Below are 21,363 nucleotides of genomic sequence, written 5' to 3'. Positions count from 1 at the left end.
ACCGTAATAAATTTTTTGTTACGGTTTTTTTTGTTCTCAAATTGAGCAAAAGATATTTTTTCACCTACAGTAAATAGAGTGATAACGACCTATTAATTGTGAGCTTAAAAAGGATGTGAGAATGAGCTATGTGCCCTCAGAATTAAAATTTACTCATACGCATGAATGGTTACGTGATGAAGGTGATGGAATTTATACCGTTGGTATTAGTGATCATGCTCAAGCCTTACTTGGTGATATGGTATTTATTGACCTTCCTGACAGTGGGGCGGCTATTGATGGCGGAGAAGAATGTGCCATTATTGAATCCGTAAAAGCAGCATCCGATATTTATGCACCATGTACGGGCACGATTATCACTATTAATGACGAGCTCGAGGCTGCACCTGAATTAGTCAATAATGATCCCTATGGTGATGGGTGGTTATTTCAAATTCGAATTGATACAGATGCGGATGTGGATGAGTTGTTGGATGCTGAGGACTATTTAGCGACGATTGTTGATGATGAATAGCGTAAAAACATTAAAGCCCACATACTGTAGTGGGCTTTATTCGAGAGGCTTTAATTCTAAAGGATTGGCTTAGTAAATTTCACGTAGACGCTTAATTTCTAAGTTAACCTCGTTCACTGTATCGTAATGATGCTGTTGTGCTTTTAATGGCACCAACAATATTCCTTTCTCAAAATGATAGCCGCCACGGCCATCAATATAAATTCTTCCTTTAAATATACGACTAACATGCTTGGCAATTAGTTTCGGCAAGTAGCGTTTGAACATCCGCATAATACAGTTTAACTCCGACCTTCCTGGCGATTAACGCGATAACGCGAATAAGTATACGCTAATTCTTATGACACTTCTGTGACATTATTAGCATAAATTTAACGATAAATTTCATTTGTTGGCGAATTGAATAAGTTTAAATAACATATCTAGAATAATATTCTGATTATAATGATTTTTTGGTGTTTCTTATTACCACTGATTGTTACATAAGGCTGGTTAATGAATGATGATCGCTACCTATTTGACGATGTTAGCGGCAAATGAAGGTAAGTGGATTACCGCTTAAACATTGTGAGTGATTTGTAATCAGTAATGTTAATAATAAGTTAGTGTTGGTTTCGATATTTTATGCTGATTTTTAAAATTTTAAGTTGATAGCTGTTTAGTGTTTTTTATTAAAAAAATCACTTAGATCATCATTTATGATCCTAGATCAATACTAGGTTTTTGGCATATGCCAATAATAAACCTCATTAGCGAGGTTATCATCACCATGGCAAGACCTAAAATTGAAAGAAAGATCCGTTGCCGGCCAGCTTATAGTTGCTTTAAACCGAATGGGGTTCCGATGAAGCAATTACCTCGACTTATTTTAGCCAGTGATGAGTTAGAGGCGCTAAGATTGGTCGATATGTTGGGTTTACAGCAACTTGAAGCAGCTCAACAGTTAGGTGTTTCTCGACAAACATTAGGCAATATTGTGGCACGAGGCCGACACAAAGTTGCACAGGCGTTAGTAATGGGAATGGCATTAGAATTGGTAACCGACACCCTTAAAAACACAGAGGAATAATGTATGTTAATAGCGATAGCGTTAACGCCAAGAGATCAGATTGCAGGCCATTTCGGTAAAGCGGCAATATTTGCTATTTATGATCAACAAGGTCTGCTGGTGGATCGCATTGAAAATAGCGGTAGTCGAGAGCTGGGATGCAAACATAAAAAAATACTCCAGCGTCAGCTTGCGGCACTGAACGTCAATGAAATTGTTCTGGGTAATATTGGTACTCGATCTTTAGCACGTTTGTTGCAAGCTGGATTTAGTGTTAGTCGGGTACCGCCGAGAACATCATTAGCGACTTTTTTAGCGGGTGGTATTAGCAAAGAAGCATTAGTGACTGCCGATCAAGGTCGTGCTTGTAAACGTGAAAAAGGTGCATGTGGTTGTGGCTGTGGCACTAAAAAATCGGCGCCTGTCGTGGCTAAAGTCGGTATGCTCGCGACCAGTTTTAATCAGTTAGGAAAAATTGGAGGATTAAAATGATGACTACATTTTTCCTGACGTTAGGTATTTTCTTGGTGGTGATATTAGCAATGGCGATTGGGTGGTTTGTTAAACGTCAAACCATCAGTGGCAGTTGTGGCGGTTTGGCTAATGTTGGCGTCAATAAAGAGTGTAACTGCGATGAACCTTGCGATGAACATAAACTTTATCAAATTCAAGAGCCAAATAGCCGCGCGCAGTAATTGTATTGGTATAGCAACAACAGCCATTGGCAGAGTAAATATGCTCTGCCGCGCTCTTTTCTTTATTGGTTTATTGACCTGCTCGAAGTTGTTCGACTTGAGTTATCACCGTTTGGGCAACAAGGTGGCGTAACCATTGATTGCGAGGGTGATTACTGTTGCGATGTAGCCATAGTAATCGAATATCAAAATCAGCTATCGCAACAGGGGGAAGGCATTGGGTTAATTGGTCATTGAAAATATCCAGCTGCGCCATCAAACGTGACACTACACAAATTAAATCGCGACCGCTTAGTAAGTGTCGAATGGTGAGAAAGTTATGTGATCCTACCGCGACTTGACGCACAAATCCTTGTTGTTGTAATTGGTCATCAACCTGAGTAGTTAATTTACCATCCGGACTTACAAGTGCATGGGGGTGGTGACTGTATTGATCGAGTGTAACGTTATCATTAAGCCCCGTTGCGCATTGATCATAAAGGCACACATGATCTTCGGTATATAAATATTGATGTTCAATATCCTTTCCCATATCTGTCATTGAACCGATAACCACATCTATTCGATGTTGATTGAAATCGGTGTGATAACTATGACGATCGACATTAAAAAAGCTCAGTTGACATTGTGGTGCTTGATGATGAATTGCATCATACAGTGCGGGGGCAAATAATAATTCGGCATAATCAGTTAGACCTATTTTAAAGGTGCCACAAAAATCAGCAGGAATAAATGTACTTGGTCGCAGTAGTTCATTGGTGACTAATGACAAAATCATATCGACAGTAGTGGCATGTTCTAAAGCGGTTTGAGTGGGCAGCATTTGATGACCATGACGCTCAAATAAAGGGTCATTTAATAAATTGCGTAAACGCGATAAATTATGGCTCATTGCTGATTGACCAATGGCTAATTTATTGGCGGCTTTGGTTACACTGCGGGTGTCCATTAATGCCGAAAAGGCAATCAATAAATTAAGGTCGACACCGCGCCAATTAATATCGTGGTGGTGATAGTTAGCCATAGCCTATTCCTTTACCGAGTAAGTAAACCAACGGTATTTTCATTCATACCGTTGGTCTAGGTGTCACTAATTAAGCCTGTTCTCGACAAATATCAGCGACCATAGGATCACATAATATCAATAAATCATCAGTCGCGATTTCAATGCCAGCCATTCGATCACCACTACTGATATTAACATGCTCAATAGCGGTTATAGTGGCATCAAAAACAATCACTAATGGACGCTTTAGCCCTATAGGTGCCACTGTGCCGATGACTAATCCCGTGACTTTTTCTACTTCAGTGGCATCGGTACAAGTCATTCGCTGACAACCTAATAGCGCCCGTACCTTTTTAGGATCAACCGATTGTGGCCCTGGAACACATGCTAGTACATGAAAACCTGACATATCTTTGAGTAATATCGATTTCACCATGTGCTGCGGATCAACCCCGCGTTCTGCTGCGGCTTCGGCAATGGTCTTTGCCGGCTTCGTGTGTGGCAGCAAGCGGTAATCAACCCCTTCGTTATCAAGTAACTGCGTTACTGCGGTATTAATCAAATTATTCGGCATTAAGATCATACGGTAAGTCGAGTTTATGCCAAAGTGCGTCAGGGGTAGTAGCAAAGCGGAACTGACTGTCATCGTCGAGATCGTTAGGTAACACCACTAATGCAATTGCTTGATCATCGGCATAGTGATAGCCGCAAATAACCGTACCTCCTTTACGCCAATTTTCACCAACACTGCGTTCTAATGCGTCACCCGCTTGTGGGCATTGGGTCGCCGCACCTGTCACTATATACATCGCGCGTTTATTGATACCACGATACTTAGCACGGGCGACGGTTTCTTGGCCGGTATAGCAGCCTTTTTTAAAGCTAATACCATCAACCGCTTGTAAGTTTACCGCTTGAGGAATGAATTCAAGTTCGGTGGTGTTATCAATGCGAGGTTGTGCCGCCTTAATATCATAGAGATTCCACAATTCAGTGGTTGTTAAGGTTGCTGTTGGTGCCAAGTTGGTGATAACACTGTCAGCTTGTTCCGCGGTGGTGATAATTAACCAGCGCGCGTTATCGACTTTTATAGCCGTGGCAGTATCGTTATGACGTACATCGGCATCGCCATTGAAATGACTATCAATGGTGGTTTGAGCTTGGGTGCCTGTAAGCCCTAAAATAATCGCTGAACTTTGGGTTATTTCTGTTTTAGAAAACACCGCATATTTTTTTAATTCAGGTAGTTGGCTTGTCATTACACTTTGACGTTGTACTAAACCATAACCATTTTGGTAATGGAAAACGCGCATAATGGTGCGTAATTTTCCTTTGGCATCACAGTGACCGGCAACGGTTGATTTATCGGCGCTTAATGACACTACATCACAAGTTAACTGACCTTGTAAGTAGGACTTACTGTCAGGGCCAACGAGTGTCACCATTCCCCAATCACTGAGGTTGATCATTGCTAAATCAGGTAGCGAATCAGTTGTGCTTAATGCGAACGGGGTAAAGGTGTATTGAGTTGACCAAGTGTTCATAATGGTATCCACAAATGCTGTAATGATTACACTATGTTATACCAACTGAACAAAATAATTAACCATGGTTACACGATGGGTTAATTGGATGTTTTTGTGGGGGGCGATTATGGTGGGCTAGGTCTCATCTTGAAGGATTATTTGTGCTAGCGCATGGTCGTTATTGAGCATGGCTGTTACTCTATTTGTAACGGAAATACGCACAGTATTCGATTATCAGTGAGCCATTAGGCACGCAATAGAGGTTATGTATGTTAGGTGCAGAAGAGAAAGCTCGCGTAAAATGGGCATGTCGTCGTGGTATGCTTGAATTAGACGTGTTGGTGATGCCATTTTTTGAAGAGTGTTTTGATGATTTATCAGAACAAGAGCAACGTGATTTTATTTCTCTACTAACATGTGATGATCCTGATTTATTTAAATGGATGATGCAGCATGGGCGTAGTGATAACGCAGCTCATGCGATGATGGTTGATAAAATTGTTGCCCATAACAACAGCAAGCTACGTTGATCTAAAGCTTAACTTATCCCCGCGACTGAACACTGCGCTGAGTCTATCTTACTTCAGTGCAGTGCTATTCTTATTGATTGTCCCGCCCGTATTTTTACCACTTAGTTACTTGTTTGCTGAAGCATTGCTGTTTGAATGGCAACGAAGCTATCACTATTATTTAGCTCAACAAGGCCCTTTACGGCTTTATAGTGATGGTAATATTCGTTGGTATGATCAAGCTGGAAAGGTGATAGCGGTTAAACTGGTTACGCGCTGGCTGGTGGTGTTGTCGATTACACACCATAGAAATCAATGGTTAATTATTGGCTATGACGGTTGTGACGCAGCTCAGTATCGACAATTAAAAATGATGATCCATTTAGGGCTATTAAAACCTGACTCCGGCCACAATAAACCATGATGCTAATATTGAAATTAGCATCACAGGTATTAATAATAAAAACAGTTGATTGCTAACGATTAATGATTGTTAGGCACTAAAATTGTTGCTGTTGCTTGTTCATCAAGTTCAGGATAATCAAGCGTATAATGCAACCCGCGACTCTCTTTACGTGCCATCGCACACCGAACAATCAGTTCAGCAACTTGTAGTAAATTACGTAATTCCAACAGGTTATTTGAAACCCGGAAATGGCTGTAATACTCATCGATTTCATGTTTTAGTAATTCAATTCGGTGCATTGCGCGTTCTAAACGTTTGGTTGAGCGTACAATACCGACGTAATCCCACATAAATAATCGTAATTCATGCCAGTTATGTTGGATCACCACTTCTTCATCTGAATTGGTCACTTGGCTGTCATCCCAACAAGGTAACTGTTGCGGTTGTAAGATGGCATTAAATTGTTGTTCTATATTCTGTGATGCTGACCATGCATAAACGACACATTCAAGTAGGGAGTTTGATGCCATACGGTTAGCTCCATGCAGACCGGTATAGCTCACTTCTCCAATGGCATATAAACCGTCAATATCGGTTTTACCTGATTTATCAACCATGACCCCGCCACAGGTATAGTGCGCAGCGGGCACAATTGGAATCATATCAGTCGTAATATCAATACCATAGCCTTGTAATTTTTCAGCGATCATTGGAAAGTGGTTTCTGACAAAATCGGCAGGCTTATGGCTAATATCTAGGTACATACAATCGGCACCGAGACGCTTCATTTCATAGTCGATCGCACGGGCGACGACATCCCGTGGCGCCAGTTCCGCGCGTTCATCAAAATCAAGCATAAAACGACTGCCATCAGGGCGACGTAAATAAGCGCCTTCGCCACGTAAAGCTTCACTTAATAAGAAGGTTTGTGCTTTAGGGTGAAATAAACACGTGGGGTGGAATTGATTAAACTCAAGGTTAGCAACACGGCAGCCTGCGCGCCATGCCATAGCAATACCATCACCCGATGAAACATCTGGGTTTGAGGTATATTGATATACTTTAGATGCACCACCTGTGGCTAAGACGACAAATTTCGCTGCGAGGGTTTCAACACATTCTTTGTCGCGATTCCATACATAGGCACCCAGTGCTCGGTTGGTTTTTGAGTGCGGATTTATTTTTTTCTCAGTGATAACATCAAGTGCATTATGACGTTCAAGGATAGTAATGTTAGGGTGGTTGCGGGCTTGTTCTTGAAGTGAGGTTTGCATTGCCATTCCGGTGGCGTCAGCAGCGTGAAGAATACGACGATGACTATGACCGCCTTCAAGCGTTAGGTGATAACGTGGGTGATCGTCTGAATCTGAGTCTTCACGATCAAAGGGTACTCCACCATCAATCAGCCATTGCACACACTGCTTGGCGTTTTCAGCAATAAATTGTACGACGTCTTGGTCACAAAGGTGAGCACCAGCAATTAAGGTATCTTCAACATGGGATGCAATACTGTCTGATTCATCAAAAACGGCAGCGATACCTCCTTGAGCATAATAGGTTGCTCCTTCACTGAGTGGCCCTTTGCATAAAATTGTGACTTTACCAAGATGCGCTAAGTGGAGTGCGAGCGATAACCCTGCTGCGCCACTACCAATGACTAAAATGTCGCTATCGTGTTGATGAGGTTGGTTCATAGTGATTACATGTCCATGTGATAATCTTATTTCATGCTACCAAAATTGTTATTAAAACGCATGTTTGTTTGGATTTTGGTAGCATAAATATCACTGAGATACGCTGCTTTAGCTGTATTATTGTTAACAAATAACACAGTGATTATTTCATGTCTTTGTGATTTTTTACTTTTTTCAGTCACAGATCCTCGTCAGTGTTATTATTTCAGGTAAAATGACTGCTGTGATTAGATCTGTTTTTTTGGTGTTTTTGTTACAATGAATAACCTAACGGTAACCAAAATATAAAATTATTTTTTTAACGGTGGAACTTTGCCATTATCCATCGGTCTTAAGTAGTGCTCATGCTCATAAATATTTCATAAGTCAGTGTTTTATTTACGGTGAGACTAACGCTTATAGTGGCAGGACAATCTAAATAAACCATTGTGCATCAATAACGAATTTGCGCCATTATTGGGTAAATTATCGTGAGATGAATGCAATATTACTAACCGTAGACATGGGAGTACACGCTCGAATGAGCGAGCAGCAAACTGATCAGGTATTAATTGAGCGAGTACAGCGGGGAGATAAGCAAGCATTCAACCTTCTGGTTATTAAGTACCAGAATAAAGTTTGTAACCTTGTTTCTCGTTACGTTAGCAATTCTGGTGATGTACCAGATGTTGCCCAAGAAGCGTTCATTAAAGCATATCGCGCCTTACCTACATTTCGTGGTGAAAGTGCATTTTATACGTGGCTTTATCGCATCGCGGTTAATACAGCAAAAAATTATTTAGTTGCTCAGGGGCGTCGTCCGCCTGCATCTGATGTAGATGCCGAAGACGCGGAATATTATGAAAGTGGAAATGCGCTTAAAGAAATTTCGAACCCTGAGAACCAAATGTTGTCTGAAGAATTAAGACGGGTTGTTTTTAGTACGATTGAAGCATTACCCGATGATCTTAAAACAGCGATCTCATTGCGTGAACTGGATGGTCTAAGCTATGAGGAAATCGCTGAAGTAATGGGATGTCCAGTAGGTACAGTTCGCTCACGTATATTCCGTGCTCGAGAGATGGTCGAAAAACGTATTCGTCCCCTTATGCAACAATAATTATGTTGCACCAAACGGTGGAAAAAATGGCTGATAAAGAAAAAATTTCGGCATTGCTTGATGGCGAAGATTTGGATCAGAGCATTATCAATGCGCTGACCGTTGACAAAAATAGCGAGCAAAGTTGGCATGACTTCAACTTAATTGGTGATGTTATGCGTGGCGATGCACCGCAATGCAAACAATGGAATATTGCAGGAAATGTCGCGTTAGCGTTAGAGGCTGAACCGGCACACACAGGTGCTGTGATCACGCATATTGAGACTGTTACTCAGCCGATGATTACTGAAGAACAACCGACCCCATTTAAAGCGAAGCGGACATTACCCGCTTGGCTATCCCAGTTTGGTCAGGTTGCAGTGGCTGCATGTGTTTCATTAGCGGTAATTGTTGGCGTTCAACAATATGACGGTAATGGTAGCAACCTTACAACGACAACCAGTAATGATGTACCAGTACTACAAACTATTCCATTTACAGGTAAAGCTGAACCTGTGAGCTTAAATACCAGTATGGTTGATAATAATCAGACACCATCTGAATCACAGTTAATGGAACAACGACGTCGAATTAATTCGATGTTACAAGATTATGAACTGCAGCTTCGCTTCAATGCTGAAGATGGCAGTATTGATCATTCACAGCTACATCCTAATAAATCAGTGGCGGATTAATGAAAAAAATACTGGTCGGTGCGCTTGCATTGGTCAGCCTATTATTGCCACTCCAAGCCTCTGCTGAAGCGGTTAAACCTTCAACAGAGGCTTTGTTGCATCAAATGGGCCAAGCCAGTCGAGATCTTAGTTATGAGATGTCATACATTTGGGTTAAGAAAAATAGCATTGATACCTTGCGTTATCGGCATGCGTTAGAGAATGGTCAAAGTTACGCGCACTTGTTGTTTCTTAGTGGTCCACCACAAGAGGTGATTCAACGGGGTGATGAAGTTAGTTACTTTGAGCCGGGGCTTGATCCTTTTACCATTAAAAGTAATAAAATGGTCGCGCCAATATTGCCGCTAATGAAAGCCAATATAGATCGACTGGCTAATTTCTACGATTTTATTGCCATGGGACGCGCTCGTGAAGCGGGTGTTGCTTGTGATGTTGTTCGTGTTGCCCCTAAAGATGGCAATCGCTATTCTTATTTATTGTGGATTGATCAAACTACGCACTTAGTGATGCGAGCTGATTTATTGGATCGTGAAGGTGACCTACTTGAGCAATTTAGAGTGGTCTCATTTGTTGTGAACCCTAAAGTTGCCGAAATGCTCAGTAAGCTTGATCAAGTTAAATTGCCAGCTGTGGTACAATTGCCACAACAGCCACAGAAAAAACTTGAATGGGCCGTGAAGTGGTTACCAAATGGTTTCACATTAATTGCTGGTAATCGTCATCGATTATTATTAACTGAACGTGCGGTTGAAAGCCGAATGTACAGTGATGGTTTATTTAGTTTCTCTGTGTATGTTTCTGATGTGGATAATTTTGTTGGGCGAGGACAATTAGTTCGTCAAGGACGTCGTACCTTAACCACTAGAGTTGATGGCAACAAAGAAATAACAGTTGTCGGTGATATACCACCAGAAACGGCGCGACGAATTGCAGAAAATGTAACCTTTGATAATACTAAAGCTGAGGTTACCCAAACGAGTAAATAATCATGATGAGAACATTAGCGACGGTTGTCGCTGTTGAAGCCGGCCATATAACCGTGAGTTGTCAGCAACAAACCAGTTGTGGTCATTGTGCTTCGAGTGATAGTTGCGGCACAGGTATTGTGACAAAAGCCATGCCTGGGCGTTCTCATCAGATAAATATTGCGACCAATGAAAAAATAACCCTCGGACAAGTGGTTGAAATCGGCTTGTCTGAGCGTAGTATGTTGAGTTCAGCATTATTAGTTTATATGTTGCCGCTGCTATTTTTAATTGGCGGCAGTTTAGTTGGACAATACATTTTTATTGATTTAGCAGCCAGTAACCAACTCGGTGTTATTGTGTCGGCTGCTGTTGCTACCACAGTAGGATTAATGATTGCACGCTATTATGCCAAGAAATTCGATGGGGATGCAGCCTACAAACCAAGCCTTATTCGAGTGCTAGGGTTACCCATTTCAGCAGATAAGCTGATAAATGCCGCATCGAAAGATAGCGAGTAGCGTTTAAATTCGGTAGAATCCGTCAACTTGATCGTAAGATCCCATTCATTTTAATCACGAGCAGTCACGCCATTCATGAAGCACATTCGTAACTTTTCGATTATCGCACATATCGACCATGGTAAGTCGACCTTATCCGACCGTCTAATTCAAGTCTGTGGCGGCCTTTCTGATCGAGAAATGGCTGCACAGGTTTTAGATTCAATGGATCTTGAACGCGAACGCGGTATTACTATCAAAGCCCAGAGCGTTACGCTTGATTACACGGCTAAAGATGGTGAAACTTATCAATTAAACTTTATCGACACCCCTGGACACGTTGACTTCTCGTATGAAGTATCGCGTTCACTTGCAGCTTGTGAAGGTGCATTGTTGGTCGTTGATGCGGGTCAGGGCGTAGAAGCTCAGACTTTAGCTAACTGTTATACCGCTATGGAAATGGACTTGGAAGTAGTGCCGATTTTAAATAAAATCGACCTTCCTGCTGCCGATCCTGAGCGTGTAGCCGAAGAAATTGAAGACATTGTTGGTATTGATGCGCTTGATGCTGTGCGTTGTTCAGCAAAAACAGGTATTGGTGTTGACGAAGTTTTAGAAAAAATCGTTGAAGCAATTCCTGCACCTGAGGGTGATCCTGACGCACCACTACAAGCACTAATTATTGACTCATGGTTTGATAATTACTTAGGTGTTGTATCTTTGGTGCGTGTTAAAAACGGTAAGCTAAAGAAAAACGACAAAATTAAAGTGATGACCACAGGTCAAATCTGGGGTGTTGATCGTCTTGGTATCTTTACACCAAAACAAATTGATACTACTGAACTAAATACTGGCGAAGTTGGCTGGGTTGTTTGTGGTATTAAAGACATTCTAGGTGCGCCAGTTGGTGATACATTAACGCTAGCTAAAGGCGGTTGTGAGACAGCATTACCTGGCTTTAAGAAAGTAAAACCTCAGGTATACGCAGGTTTGTTCCCAGTATCATCTGATGATTACGAAAACTTCCGTGATGCGTTAGGTAAATTAAGCCTAAACGATGCGTCACTGTTTTATGAACCAGAAAGCTCGACAGCACTTGGTTTTGGTTTCCGTTGTGGTTTCTTGGGTATGCTCCACATGGAGATTATTCAAGAGCGTCTAGAGCGTGAATATGATCTGAACTTGATTACTACTGCACCAACAGTAGTATATGAAGTGAAGAAAACTGACGGCACCATGTTGTATGTTGATAGTCCGTCAAAATTACCGGCTGTCAATGACATTGAAATTATGGGTGAGCCTATTGCTCGCTGTAATATTCTGGTACCAAGCGAATACTTAGGTAATGTTATTACCCTATGTATTGAAAAGCGTGGTACGCAAGTTGATATGGTTTATCACGGCAATCAAGTAGCCTTAACTTATGATATTCCGATGTCAGAAGTGGTACTGGATTTCTTTGACCGTTTGAAATCAACCTCGCGTGGTTATGCATCGCTAGATTACAATTTCCAGCGTTACCAAGAATCAGACATGGTTCGAGTCGATATTCTATTGAACGGCGAGCGTGTTGATGCGTTAGCTATCATTACTCATAAAGAAAACTCACAGACCCGTGGTCGTGATGTTGTTGAGAAAATGAAAGAATTTATCCCTCGTCAAATGTTTGATATTGCTATTCAAGCCGCTATTGGTGCTCATATCATTGCACGTTCAACCGTGAAGCAATTGCGTAAAAACGTAATCGCAAAATGTTATGGTGGCGATATTAGCCGTAAGAAGAAGCTACTACAGAAACAGAAAGACGGTAAGAAGCGCATGAAGCAAATTGGTAATGTTGAATTACCACAAGAAGCTTTCTTAGCGATTCTTCATGTGGGCAAAGATAAGTAGTAACCTTTCTTTGTTTATAACAGTCTAGACGTAATTAGAAAGTGCTTATTTAACCTGTTAAATAGCACTTTCTTTTACTTAGAAGTTTTAAATTAGTCACAATAAACAAATGGTTGTGGTTAATTGCGTTAAACCTAAGGGATAACATGGCAAATACATTTTCAATAATACTGGTCTTAGCGACGATCTTTACCGGTATTATTTGGGCGCTAGATAAATTTCTATGGGCACCGAAGCGACAATTAAAAATTGCAGCCGCAGCTGAAAAAGCCGGTAGTCAAGTTGATGCTGAAGTAATTGCACGTGTTGCACCTCAGCCTAGTTGGGTTGAGTCTGCAAGCTCAATGTTTCCTGTTATTGCATTGATCATGATCTTCCGTTCATTTATTTATGAACCGTTCCAGATTCCATCAAAGTCAATGTTACCAACCCTGTATGTGGGTGATTTCATTCTGGTTCAAAAATTTGCTTACGGGTTACGTGATCCTGTTTTTGATCATAAATTTTTAAATACTGGTGAGCCTAAACGTGGTGATGTGATTGTATTCCGTTACCCACCTAATCCAAAGATTGATTACATTAAACGTGTTGTTGGTTTACCAGGTGATTTAATTCGTTACAGTGTTGACAAAAAACTATGCATTCAGCCACAAGGCACTTCTGTTTGTAAGCCTGTGAAATTAACGAACATGAAAGACAGTGAATTTACCCAAGGTATGACACGTCTGATTGAATATAACGAACACCTTGGTGATGTAAATCATCATATTTTGATCAATCCATCGCGACGTGATAACCGTATGGCTTACGTACCTCGCCCAGGGATCGGTGAGTGGATTGTACCAAAAGGTGAATATTTTGTTATGGGTGACAACCGTGACAATAGTGCTGATAGTCGTTACTGGGGTTTTGTACCAGAAGCGAACTTAGTCGGCAAGGCGGTAGCTATTTGGATGAGCTTTGATTTTGATCGCAAGCCTGATAGTTTACTTCCATCTTGGATCCCTACCGGCGTACGTTTTAATCGTATCGGTAGCATTAAATAATCGAGAGAAAATGACAACTCCAGCGAATAGGCTCCAGCGCAAGCTGGGCTACCAGTTTAATAATTGTGAGTTGATGACATTAGCACTGACACATCGCAGTGCTAATGGCACCCACAACGAGCGCCTAGAGTTTCTAGGCGATTCTATTTTAAGTTTTGTTGTTGCTGATGACTTATATCACCGTTTTCCTAATGTGGATGAAGGTGATATGAGCCGAATGCGCGCAACACTAGTTCGTGGTAAGACCTTGGCAGAGTTAGGACGTGAGTTCGAACTAGGCGATTACTTACTATTGGGCCCAGGCGAACTGAAAAGTGGCGGTTTCCGTCGTGATTCTATTTTGGCTGACTGTGTTGAAGCAATCATTGGCGCGGTTTATCTAGATAGTGATGTTGAGACAGTGCGTCAAGTCGTATTGGCTTGGTATAAATCACGTCTTGATACAATTGAACCAGGCATCAACCAAAAAGATCCAAAAACACGCCTGCAAGAATGCTTACAAGGTCGCCGTTTACCATTACCTGCATATACTGTAACTAAGGTACAAGGTGAAGCTCATAACCAAGAGTTCACTGTACAGTGTGATGTCACAGGTTTGGATGAGCCTGTAATTGGTAAAGGCGGCAGTCGGCGCAAGGCAGAGCAGGCAGCAGCAGAAATTGCACTTAATCAGTTGGAATCATGACAGATAAACAACATTGTGGCTTTATTGCCATCGTTGGTCGACCGAACGTCGGAAAATCAACCTTGCTTAACCGTTTAGTGGGACAAAAACTGTCTATCACTTCACGTAAACCTCAAACGACACGTCACCGTATTATGGGTGTTGACACTCGTGATGGGTATCAAGCTGTTTATATTGATACTCCAGGTTTGCACATTGAAGAAAAACGTGTGATTAACCGTTTAATGAACCGTGCTGCTAGCAGTTCATTAACCGACGTTGAATTAGTGCTATTCCTTGTTGATGGCACAACGTGGACGGCTGATGATGAGATGGTACTGAATAAGCTTATGAAAAGTGAGCTGCCAACAGTATTGTTGATCAACAAAGTCGACAACATTAAAGAAAAGCATGAGTTATTCCCGCATTTGCAGGAATTAGCGAAAAAAATGCCGTTTGTTGATGTTATTCCAATGTCGGCAAAGAAAGGCACCAACATTGCGGCAATTGAAAAAATTGTTCATGATCATTTACCTGAATGTGAATACTACTTCCCTGAAGAGTATGTAACGGATCGTTCACAGCGCTTTATGGCGTCAGAAATTATTCGTGAAAAACTAATGCGCTTTACAGGTGAAGAATTACCATATTCAGTCACCGTTGAAATTGAGCGTTTTGATTTCAACCCTGAAACTAATGGTTTTGATATCAATGGTTTGATTTTGGTTGAGCGTAAAGGCCAGAAGAAAATGGTGATCGGTAAAGGCGGCGATAAGATCAAAGTTATTGGTCGTGAAGCCCGTTTAGATATGGAAGATCTATTTGAACGCAAAGTGTATTTAGAACTTTGGGTTAAAGTGAAATCAGGTTGGGCAGATGACGAACGTGCATTGCGCAGCTTAGGTTACATTGACGATCTATAAGGATAGTAATGGAGGGCTTACAGCGTTGTTTTGTCCTTCATTATCGTCATTATAGTGAGACGAGCCTGATCCTCGATGTATTTAGCGAGGATTATGGCCGTCTTACCCTACTTGCTAAAGGCGCGCGTCGTAAGCGTTCTAATCTTAAAGGTACATTACAACCTTTCACGCCATTGTTTATGAAATGGAGTGGTAAAGGAAGTATGCCTGTCCTTACCCATGCTGAGCCTATCAGTATCGGCTTGCCACTGCGCAGCTATATTTTATATTCCGCGATGTACGTTAATGAAGTTCTTGCGCGAGTATTAGAAAATCACACCCCTTATCCGGTGTTGTTTCTTGATTATTTGAATGTGTTACGTGAGCTTGCACAAGCGGATAATCCAGAACCAGCATTGCGGCGTTTTGAACTCGCTTTATTGCATCACCTTGGCTACGGTATCGATTTTCTACATTGTGCAGGAAGTGGATTAGCCGTTGATGATCTGATGACATACAACTACCGCGAACAACGTGGTTTTATTGCCTCAATGAAAATAACCCAATTGACTTTTCGAGGTAATGAATTAAAAGCACTTGCTGCGAGATGTTTTGAAACCCCTGAACAACTTCGTGCGGCGAAGCGCTTTACACGCATAGCACTAAAGCCGTATCTTGGTTCAAAGCCATTAAAAAGTCGGGAATTGTTTCTCCCTCGAACAAGGAGTATCGGAAAATGAACAACATTCTACTGGGTGTTAATATCGATCATATTGCAACGTTACGTAATGCTCGTGGTACACGTTACCCTGATCCTGTTCATGCTGCCGAAGTGGCAGAGCGCGCGGGTGCTGATGGTATTACGGTGCATCTGCGTGAAGATCGTCGCCATATTAATGATCGTGATGTTCGAATTTTACGAGAAACATTACAAACACGGATGAACTTAGAAATGGCGGTCACTGATGAAATGGTGGCGATTGCAATTGAAACTCAACCTGAATACGTGTGTTTAGTACCTGAAAAACGTGCGGAACTTACCACTGAAGGCGGTTTAGATGTTGCGGGGCAATGTGAGAAAATCACAGCAGCAACAGCCAAACTTGCGGCGGTTGGTATTAAAGTGTCGTTATTTATTGATGCTGATAAACGGCAGATTGATGCTGCGTTAGCGACAGGTGCGCCATTTATTGAATTACATACTGGTCATTATGCCGATGCGACCACTGAAGAAATTCAAGCCGCGGAGCTTGAAAAAATTGCAGTGGCAGCAACCTATGCTGCGAGTCTAGGAATTAAAGTCAATGCCGGGCACGGTTTAACTTATCATAACGTTAAAGCTATCGCCGCGTTACCTGAGCTGTATGAACTTAATATTGGTCATTCTATTATGGGACGTGCAATGTTTGATGGCCTTGAAAAAGCGGTCACAGATATGCGTTCATTAATGCAGGAAGCGCGTGGTTAATGGCTATTTTAGGTTTAGGGACTGATATCGTTGAAATTGAACGGATTGAAAAAGTGCTCACTCGCACTGGCGATGGGTTTGCTGAGCGGGTGTTATCAGCCTCTGAACTTGAACAATACTATCGATTAAAGCTACGCGCTCGGTTTGTAGCAAAGCGGTTTGCGGTTAAAGAAGCGGCCTCTAAAGCATTAGGAACTGGGATTGCGTGTGGCGTATCTTTTCAAGATTTTAGCGTGACTAACGATGAGCGTGGTAAGCCATTGGTTACTTTCTCAGGTCAGGCATTATTATTACTGACCGCAATGGGAGGACAACACGTGCATCTGACTATTGCCGATGAGCGTCGTTATGCAGTAGCAACCGTGATCATTGAAAGTTGATCTCATCGTAATGATAGCTGATAAAAAAGCGCTAGCCTTATCAGCTAGCGCTTTTTTGTTATCATCTTATTGATGATCATATAATGGTATCAGATAAGCGTAGTATTAATGCCGATATTGCTTAGAAGCTTTAACCACATTGTCCATTTCATCAATAAGCTCTAATAGTTCTGGCTCAATATCTACCATGGCTGCATTTGCTTTTAGCTCGGTCTCAATAGTATGGCAGAGGTATTTTAAGCGTGGTACGCCACTGTAAGCACAGCTACCGTGAAGTTTATGGATTGAAGGCCATAACTCGACTTGTTTACCATCCAGCGCTTCATTGACTAATAATTCCACCTCAGGCATATAATCCAATAGCATTTGCAGCATGTCACGAGCTAAATCTTCTTTGCCTGCCGCTTGTTTAAGTGCCAGTGACCAATCAAAACTAATACTATTATCAATGGTTAATGGTGTATCTTGCTGCGCTTGAATAATATCAATGGTGGTATTGGAGGAGGATATTGATGCCACACCTTGATGATCACTTGGTGAGATCCACTTCGCCAAAATTTGCTGCAAAATATGCTCTTCAATAGGCTTGGTAAGATAATCATCCATTCCCGCATTGATTAATCGCTCTCGTTCACCAGCCATTGCATGGGCTGTGACGGCAATAATCGGCGTATTGTGGTTGAGGTTAGTTTTATGTATTTCTTGGCAAGCGGTCACGCCGTCCATTTCTGGCATTTGAATATCCATAAAGATCAGATCAAATGTTTTTTGGTGAGCATATTCAACCGCTTTTTTACCGCCAGTGGCAGTGATCACGGTTTCGACACGTTCACCTAACAGGGCTGAAATTAACTTTAAGTTGGCAGGGTTATCATCAACCGCCATGACCGTTAATGCTTGAATTGGCGCCGGTGGCGTAGTTAATGCAGGGAGCTCTGGTTCATTATGTTCGTCGTTGTTATCGCATAATGCTTCAAACAGCTTACGTGAAGCAATTGGCTTACCAAGGCAAATCTCAACCCCGGTATTAGTTAGTTTTTCTGATAGTGCGAGCTCAGTTGTCGGTAAGCAAACCAGAACTTTGTCGGCAATCTGCTCGGCTTTAAAGACATGATTAAATAAGACTGCTGTCGGTGGTTGTTCACATGGCGATAAACACAATAATGCAAAATCATGGTGTTCAATATCTTCCGGCATGGTTGAGCGATAAGTCACATGAACCCCAGCATTAATTAGCCGCTGCTGGACCACCGAGGCGGCTTGCATATTGGGCTCGATAAGCAGTAATTTTTTACCCATTAATGATGTTGTATCAATAAGTTGTGATACGGGTAAATCTGTTTTGTGCATGCGAATGCTAAACCAGAATGTCGAACCTTGGTGAAGACGACTCGTCAAGCTGACTTGGCCCCCCATTTGGCTGACCAGTTTCTGGGTGATCACTAGCCCTAAACCGGTGCCGCCATAACGACGAGAGATACTCGCATCAGCTTGGCTAAAGGCTTGGAAGAGCTGGGCTTGTTGACGTTCTGAAATACCGATACCAGTATCACGCACCATAAATTGCAGTTCGATATTATTATCATGCTCAGATTTGAGCTCGACAGATACATCAATATTGCCTGTTTCAGTAAACTTAACCGCGTTACCGATTAAGTTAGTGACCACTTGCTGGATACGCAATGGATCACCAATTAAGCTTGGTGGTATACGAGTGTCAATTTTAAGGGTTAATTCTAAGCCTTTCTCATGGGCACTTGGTGCAAGTAGACGCATCACATCATCAAGTGCATCAGTGAAATCAAACGGTATATTTTCTAATAATAATTTACCTGCTTCTAGTTTTGAGAAGTCTAAAATATCATTGATGATGGTGAGCAGGTTGTTGGCCGAGTTTTCAATCGTCAGTAGATAATCTTGTTGGTTGGTGTTGAGCTTGGTTTTTAACATTTGACGAGTAAAACCAATCACACCATTAAGTGGGGTACGTAATTCGTGTGACATGTTGGCTAAGAATTCAGACTTAACCCGTGCCGCTTCTTGAGCCCGTTTTTTGGCAATATCTAACTCAACGTTTTGAATTTCAAGTTGTTCAAGAGTTTCACGTAAATCGGAAGTGGCCTGATCAATACTTTGTTGCATTTCAATATGATATTCAGACAGTGAAATTGCCATCGCATTGATACCGTTTTTAAGGGTATCAAGTTCACCAAGGAGCTGACCTTCGATTCGAACATCAAGGTGTCCACGTCGAATTCTATCAACGACACTGATCATATGAGAAATGGGACGGGTCACATCTTGCATTAACCGATAAGCAAACAAAGACGATAGGCTAAGTCCAAGCAGTAATACCATTAGAGCGGTAAACACTTCTTGATATTGTTGTAATCGTAATGAACTGAGATCAAGTTCAATGGCGATATAACCCAATGGTTTCCCTAGTGAGCTAGCACTCGTATTTGAACCAAATTGGCCTTCAGTTAAAATAGGGGTACGTAAAATAAGGGTATTATCGTTGAGCTGAGTATCAAGCAAACGTGGAATTGGCTTATCGTCTGGATACATAAAAGAAGCAAAATTACGGTGAAAGTTAGAGGTCGCAAAAATTTTATTGTGATCCGTAAAAACAGCAATGCTTCGAATAATGTCGGAATGTTTACGATGGGTGTAACCGATCAGGCGTCGAATAGCCTCCCGATTCTTTTCGGTCATGCCATATTCAGCCGAAATTGCTAACGGCTCAATAATACTGGTACCTGTTGAAATCAATTGATGTTCAAGATCTTGATAGCGGCTCATGGTAAAAAAAGCGCTCAATAACAGGCCGATTATCAGTGTTGGTGCTAATGTCAGGGTAAAGACCCTGGCACGAAGTCCATATTTGGTCATGGTTCTCTTAATTACAAGCAAGCGATTCTGTGGGAGAATTAGCACCCATCTATATTCCTAGTTTAAATAAACTAGGGCTATGCAACAAATACTCAATGTCTGAACAGTGAGCAAAACACTATGGCACGCTTTTTTAAGCCTCAAAAACGTACAACTGACACCAAACATAAAGAAATCACGATTAGCCGCTTAGATCACCTCGGTGCTGGTATTGGTCATCTACAGGGCAAATCTGTCTTTGTTGATGGCTTACTTCCCACTGAAACGGCGGTAGTACAGTTAACGGAAGATAAAAAAAATTATGCTCGTGCTAAAGTGATTAAGCGCCTTTCAGACAGTAATGCCCGTATTAAACCCCATTGTGCGATCTATGACCAGTGTGGCGGTTGTAATTTGCAGCATTTATCGCATCAAGGCCAAGTGACAGCTAAACAGCAAGCGCTGAGTGAACTGATGGAAAAGTTTGCTGTTATTGATCAAGCTGATTGTATTCAGCAGCCACCAATTATCAGTGAGCCGTTGCATTATCGTCGTTGTGCTCGTTTTGCCGTGCGTGTTGAAAATAACGGTCAGTTACAATTTGGTTTCCGCAAAAAGCAAAGTAATGACATTGTTAATGTTAATCTGTGTCCAGTATTAGCTCAGCCGTTGAATGATTTATTACCGTCATTACGCGAGTTATTACAAAATCTAAAAGGCCGCCGTTTTGTTGGTCATATTGAATTGACCCATGCTGATAATGGTTGTGTGGTGTTAATTCGCCATCTTGCGCCTTTTAATGCTGACGATAGTGCACTTATTGATGCATTTGCTATCCAACACAATGTGATGTTGTTTTTAGCGCCAGAAACCGATCAACTTATTCAATCTCATGGTGAACAACCTTACTATGAAATTGATGATCTTAAACTGACGTTTTCACCTAAAGATTTTATTCAAGTCAATCGTGATGTGAACATTAAAATGGTAGCACAAGCGATTAAATGGCTTGATGTTCAGCCACAAGATAGAGTGTTAGATTTATTCTGTGGTCTAGGTAACTTTAGCCTGCCATTAGCAAAATATGCTAAAGCGGTGGTTGGGGTTGAAGGCATTGATGATATGGTTTTACGCGCGACAGACAATGCTCAAGCTAATGCGCAATATAATGCCACTTTTTATCAAGCGAATTTAGAACAAGATGTGACTAAATTGGTGTGGGCACAAGAGCAATTTGATAAAATTTTACTCGATCCTGCGCGTGCAGGTGCTGCTGGAGTGATGGATCATGTGGTTAAGCTAGCACCGAATAAAGTGGTTTATGTATCATGTAATCCCGCAACATTGGCTCGTGATAGCCAAGTGTTATTGCAAAAAGGTTATCAATTAGAGCGCCTTGGTATGTTGGATATGTTCCCACACACTGGGCATTTAGAATCTATGGCATTGTTTGTAAAGGCTCAAAAAAAGCAGAAAAAATAGTTATAGCAATTACTGCTATTG

24 protein-coding genes are annotated in these 21,363 nt (G+C 41.6%); 18 read left to right on the top strand and 6 right to left on the bottom strand.

From position 1 onward, the window contains the following. Positions 1-121: 121 nt before the first annotated feature. A complete protein-coding gene (gcvH, locus tag CZ809_RS14090) occupies positions 122-514 on the top strand; it encodes a glycine cleavage system protein GcvH (protein ID WP_080158234.1) in 393 nt (130 codons plus the stop codon). A 69-nt stretch (positions 515-583) separates the two neighbouring features. On the opposite strand, the gene CZ809_RS14085 is transcribed toward gcvH, so the two are convergent. Continuing rightward, the gene (locus CZ809_RS14085) at positions 584-787 is read right to left on the bottom strand and encodes a DUF1107 domain-containing protein (protein ID WP_080158233.1); all 204 of its coding nucleotides are present in this window, start codon (positions 785-787) and stop codon (positions 584-586) included. 496 nt (positions 788-1,283) lie between these two features. On the opposite strand from CZ809_RS14085, the gene CZ809_RS14080 reads away from it, so the two are divergent. From CZ809_RS14080 to nqrM, 3 genes are read left to right on the top strand one after another with little or no spacing between them, the layout of a single operon-like run. After that, positions 1,284-1,583 carry a DUF134 domain-containing protein gene (locus tag CZ809_RS14080; RefSeq protein WP_080158232.1) on the top strand — a complete coding sequence of 100 codons (300 nt, stop codon included), beginning with the start codon at positions 1,284-1,286 and terminating at the stop codon, positions 1,581-1,583. Positions 1,584-1,586: 3 nt separating this feature from the next. After that, entirely contained in the window at positions 1,587-2,054 is a 468-nt protein-coding gene (locus CZ809_RS14075; protein WP_080158231.1) for a NifB/NifX family molybdenum-iron cluster-binding protein, read from the top strand. After that, entirely contained in the window at positions 2,054-2,257 is a 204-nt protein-coding gene (nqrM, locus tag CZ809_RS14070) for a (Na+)-NQR maturation NqrM (RefSeq protein WP_080158392.1), read from the top strand. The genes CZ809_RS14075 and nqrM overlap by 1 nt, the downstream gene beginning before the upstream one ends. 70 nt (positions 2,258-2,327) lie before the next feature. Here the strand turns inward: nqrM and CZ809_RS14065 are convergent, their stop codons facing one another. The 3 genes from CZ809_RS14065 to ygfZ form a co-directional block, all read right to left on the bottom strand. After that, complete coding sequence (locus CZ809_RS14065; RefSeq protein ID WP_080158230.1) at positions 2,328-3,281, bottom strand: LysR family transcriptional regulator; 954 nt, start codon at positions 3,279-3,281, stop codon at positions 2,328-2,330. A 70-nt stretch (positions 3,282-3,351) separates the two neighbouring features. After that, the gene (locus CZ809_RS14060; protein WP_199190803.1) at positions 3,352-3,837 is read right to left on the bottom strand and encodes an aminoacyl-tRNA deacylase; all 486 of its coding nucleotides are present in this window, start codon (positions 3,835-3,837) and stop codon (positions 3,352-3,354) included. Next, positions 3,827-4,807, bottom strand: a complete 981-nt coding sequence (gene ygfZ / locus CZ809_RS14055) for a tRNA-modifying protein YgfZ (protein WP_080158229.1) — start codon at positions 4,805-4,807, stop codon at positions 3,827-3,829. Before ygfZ ends, CZ809_RS14060 begins: the two co-directional genes overlap by 11 nt. Before the next feature lie 251 nt (positions 4,808-5,058). Between ygfZ and CZ809_RS14050 the strand changes: the two genes are divergently transcribed. Beyond that, entirely contained in the window at positions 5,059-5,319 is a 261-nt protein-coding gene (locus CZ809_RS14050; RefSeq protein WP_080158228.1) for an FAD assembly factor SdhE, read from the top strand. Next, positions 5,288-5,722 (top strand): protein YgfX, encoded by a 435-nt coding sequence (locus CZ809_RS14045; protein ID WP_158258950.1) that lies wholly within the window; start codon positions 5,288-5,290, stop codon positions 5,720-5,722. Before CZ809_RS14050 ends, CZ809_RS14045 begins: the two co-directional genes overlap by 32 nt. Before the next feature lie 59 nt (positions 5,723-5,781). On the opposite strand, the gene nadB is transcribed toward CZ809_RS14045, so the two are convergent. Then, positions 5,782-7,398 (bottom strand): L-aspartate oxidase, encoded by a 1,617-nt coding sequence (gene nadB / locus CZ809_RS14040; protein ID WP_080158226.1) that lies wholly within the window; start codon positions 7,396-7,398, stop codon positions 5,782-5,784. Positions 7,399-7,918: 520 nt separating this feature from the next. Here nadB and rpoE point away from each other — a divergent pair. The 11 genes from rpoE (at position 7,919) to acpS (ending at position 16,989) form a co-directional block, all read left to right on the top strand. After that, positions 7,919-8,497: an RNA polymerase sigma factor RpoE gene (gene rpoE, locus CZ809_RS14035; protein WP_080158225.1), complete on the top strand. Its 579-nt coding sequence runs from the start codon at positions 7,919-7,921 to the stop codon at positions 8,495-8,497. A 26-nt stretch (positions 8,498-8,523) separates the two neighbouring features. Further along, complete coding sequence (locus CZ809_RS14030; RefSeq protein ID WP_080158224.1) at positions 8,524-9,171, top strand: RseA family anti-sigma factor; 648 nt, start codon at positions 8,524-8,526, stop codon at positions 9,169-9,171. Beyond that, positions 9,171-10,157 carry a sigma-E factor regulatory protein RseB gene (rseB, locus tag CZ809_RS14025; protein ID WP_080158223.1) on the top strand — a complete coding sequence of 329 codons (987 nt, stop codon included), beginning with the start codon at positions 9,171-9,173 and terminating at the stop codon, positions 10,155-10,157. Before CZ809_RS14030 ends, rseB begins: the two co-directional genes overlap by 1 nt. Positions 10,158-10,159: 2 nt before the next feature. Then, complete coding sequence (locus CZ809_RS14020; protein ID WP_080158222.1) at positions 10,160-10,657, top strand: SoxR reducing system RseC family protein; 498 nt, start codon at positions 10,160-10,162, stop codon at positions 10,655-10,657. Between the two features lie 75 nt (positions 10,658-10,732). Beyond that, positions 10,733-12,529 carry a translation elongation factor 4 gene (lepA, locus tag CZ809_RS14015; protein ID WP_080158221.1) on the top strand — a complete coding sequence of 599 codons (1,797 nt, stop codon included), beginning with the start codon at positions 10,733-10,735 and terminating at the stop codon, positions 12,527-12,529. Positions 12,530-12,675: 146 nt separating this feature from the next. Then, a complete protein-coding gene (lepB, locus tag CZ809_RS14010) occupies positions 12,676-13,575 on the top strand; it encodes a signal peptidase I (RefSeq protein ID WP_080158220.1) in 900 nt (299 codons plus the stop codon). A gap of 10 nt (positions 13,576-13,585) precedes the next feature. Continuing rightward, complete coding sequence (gene rnc, locus CZ809_RS14005) at positions 13,586-14,260, top strand: ribonuclease III (protein WP_080158219.1); 675 nt, start codon at positions 13,586-13,588, stop codon at positions 14,258-14,260. Next, on the top strand, positions 14,257-15,162 hold the full coding sequence (era, locus tag CZ809_RS14000; protein WP_080158218.1) for a GTPase Era: 906 nt from the start codon (positions 14,257-14,259) through the stop codon (positions 15,160-15,162). The genes rnc and era overlap by 4 nt, the downstream gene beginning before the upstream one ends. Positions 15,163-15,170: 8 nt before the next feature. Continuing rightward, entirely contained in the window at positions 15,171-15,881 is a 711-nt protein-coding gene (gene recO, locus CZ809_RS13995; RefSeq protein ID WP_080158217.1) for a DNA repair protein RecO, read from the top strand. Further along, positions 15,878-16,609, top strand: coding sequence for a pyridoxine 5'-phosphate synthase (pdxJ, locus tag CZ809_RS13990; RefSeq protein ID WP_080158216.1), 732 nt, complete (start codon positions 15,878-15,880; stop codon positions 16,607-16,609). Before recO ends, pdxJ begins: the two co-directional genes overlap by 4 nt. Next, positions 16,609-16,989, top strand: coding sequence for a holo-ACP synthase (gene acpS / locus CZ809_RS13985; RefSeq protein ID WP_080158215.1), 381 nt, complete (start codon positions 16,609-16,611; stop codon positions 16,987-16,989). Before pdxJ ends, acpS begins: the two co-directional genes overlap by 1 nt. Positions 16,990-17,094: 105 nt before the next feature. Here acpS and barA read toward each other — a convergent pair whose 3' ends face one another. Beyond that, on the bottom strand, positions 17,095-19,881 hold the full coding sequence (barA, locus tag CZ809_RS13980; RefSeq protein ID WP_080158214.1) for a two-component sensor histidine kinase BarA: 2,787 nt from the start codon (positions 19,879-19,881) through the stop codon (positions 17,095-17,097). Between the two features lie 120 nt (positions 19,882-20,001). Between barA and rlmD the strand changes: the two genes are divergently transcribed. Further along, on the top strand, positions 20,002-21,342 hold the full coding sequence (gene rlmD, locus CZ809_RS13975; RefSeq protein ID WP_080158213.1) for a 23S rRNA (uracil(1939)-C(5))-methyltransferase RlmD: 1,341 nt from the start codon (positions 20,002-20,004) through the stop codon (positions 21,340-21,342). Positions 21,343-21,363 lie beyond the last annotated feature (21 nt).

Source organism: Photobacterium piscicola (assembly GCF_900166965.1).
GTDB classification, from domain to species: Bacteria; Pseudomonadota; Gammaproteobacteria; order Enterobacterales; family Vibrionaceae; genus Photobacterium; species Photobacterium piscicola.
Note: the sequence above shows the minus strand (reverse complement) of the source record. Positions and strands in the feature narration are given on the sequence as shown.

Bases quoted from the DNA above. Each gene is read 5' to 3' on its own strand.
- gcvH (WP_080158234.1), top strand. From the start codon at position 122: ATGAGCTATGTGCCCTCAGAATTAAAATTTACTCATACGCATGAATGG.
- CZ809_RS14085 (WP_080158233.1), bottom strand. From the start codon at position 787: ATGCGGATGTTCAAACGCTACTTGCCGAAACTAATTGCCAAGCATGTT.
- CZ809_RS14080 (WP_080158232.1), top strand. From the start codon at position 1,284: ATGGCAAGACCTAAAATTGAAAGAAAGATCCGTTGCCGGCCAGCTTAT.
- CZ809_RS14075 (WP_080158231.1), top strand. From the start codon at position 1,587: ATGTTAATAGCGATAGCGTTAACGCCAAGAGATCAGATTGCAGGCCAT.
- nqrM (WP_080158392.1), top strand. From the start codon at position 2,054: ATGACTACATTTTTCCTGACGTTAGGTATTTTCTTGGTGGTGATATTA.
- CZ809_RS14065 (WP_080158230.1), bottom strand. From the start codon at position 3,281: ATGGCTAACTATCACCACCACGATATTAATTGGCGCGGTGTCGACCTT.
- CZ809_RS14060 (WP_199190803.1), bottom strand. From the start codon at position 3,837: ATGCCGAATAATTTGATTAATACCGCAGTAACGCAGTTACTTGATAAC.
- ygfZ (WP_080158229.1), bottom strand. From the start codon at position 4,807: ATGAACACTTGGTCAACTCAATACACCTTTACCCCGTTCGCATTAAGC.
- CZ809_RS14050 (WP_080158228.1), top strand. From the start codon at position 5,059: ATGTTAGGTGCAGAAGAGAAAGCTCGCGTAAAATGGGCATGTCGTCGT.
- nadB (WP_080158226.1), bottom strand. From the start codon at position 7,398: ATGAACCAACCTCATCAACACGATAGCGACATTTTAGTCATTGGTAGT.
- rpoE (WP_080158225.1), top strand. From the start codon at position 7,919: ATGAGCGAGCAGCAAACTGATCAGGTATTAATTGAGCGAGTACAGCGG.
- CZ809_RS14030 (WP_080158224.1), top strand. From the start codon at position 8,524: ATGGCTGATAAAGAAAAAATTTCGGCATTGCTTGATGGCGAAGATTTG.
- rseB (WP_080158223.1), top strand. From the start codon at position 9,171: ATGAAAAAAATACTGGTCGGTGCGCTTGCATTGGTCAGCCTATTATTG.
- CZ809_RS14020 (WP_080158222.1), top strand. From the start codon at position 10,160: ATGATGAGAACATTAGCGACGGTTGTCGCTGTTGAAGCCGGCCATATA.
- lepA (WP_080158221.1), top strand. From the start codon at position 10,733: ATGAAGCACATTCGTAACTTTTCGATTATCGCACATATCGACCATGGT.
- lepB (WP_080158220.1), top strand. From the start codon at position 12,676: ATGGCAAATACATTTTCAATAATACTGGTCTTAGCGACGATCTTTACC.
- rnc (WP_080158219.1), top strand. From the start codon at position 13,586: ATGACAACTCCAGCGAATAGGCTCCAGCGCAAGCTGGGCTACCAGTTT.
- era (WP_080158218.1), top strand. From the start codon at position 14,257: ATGACAGATAAACAACATTGTGGCTTTATTGCCATCGTTGGTCGACCG.
- recO (WP_080158217.1), top strand. From the start codon at position 15,171: ATGGAGGGCTTACAGCGTTGTTTTGTCCTTCATTATCGTCATTATAGT.
- pdxJ (WP_080158216.1), top strand. From the start codon at position 15,878: ATGAACAACATTCTACTGGGTGTTAATATCGATCATATTGCAACGTTA.
- acpS (WP_080158215.1), top strand. From the start codon at position 16,609: ATGGCTATTTTAGGTTTAGGGACTGATATCGTTGAAATTGAACGGATT.
- barA (WP_080158214.1), bottom strand. From the start codon at position 19,881: ATGACCAAATATGGACTTCGTGCCAGGGTCTTTACCCTGACATTAGCA.
- rlmD (WP_080158213.1), top strand. From the start codon at position 20,002: ATGGCACGCTTTTTTAAGCCTCAAAAACGTACAACTGACACCAAACAT.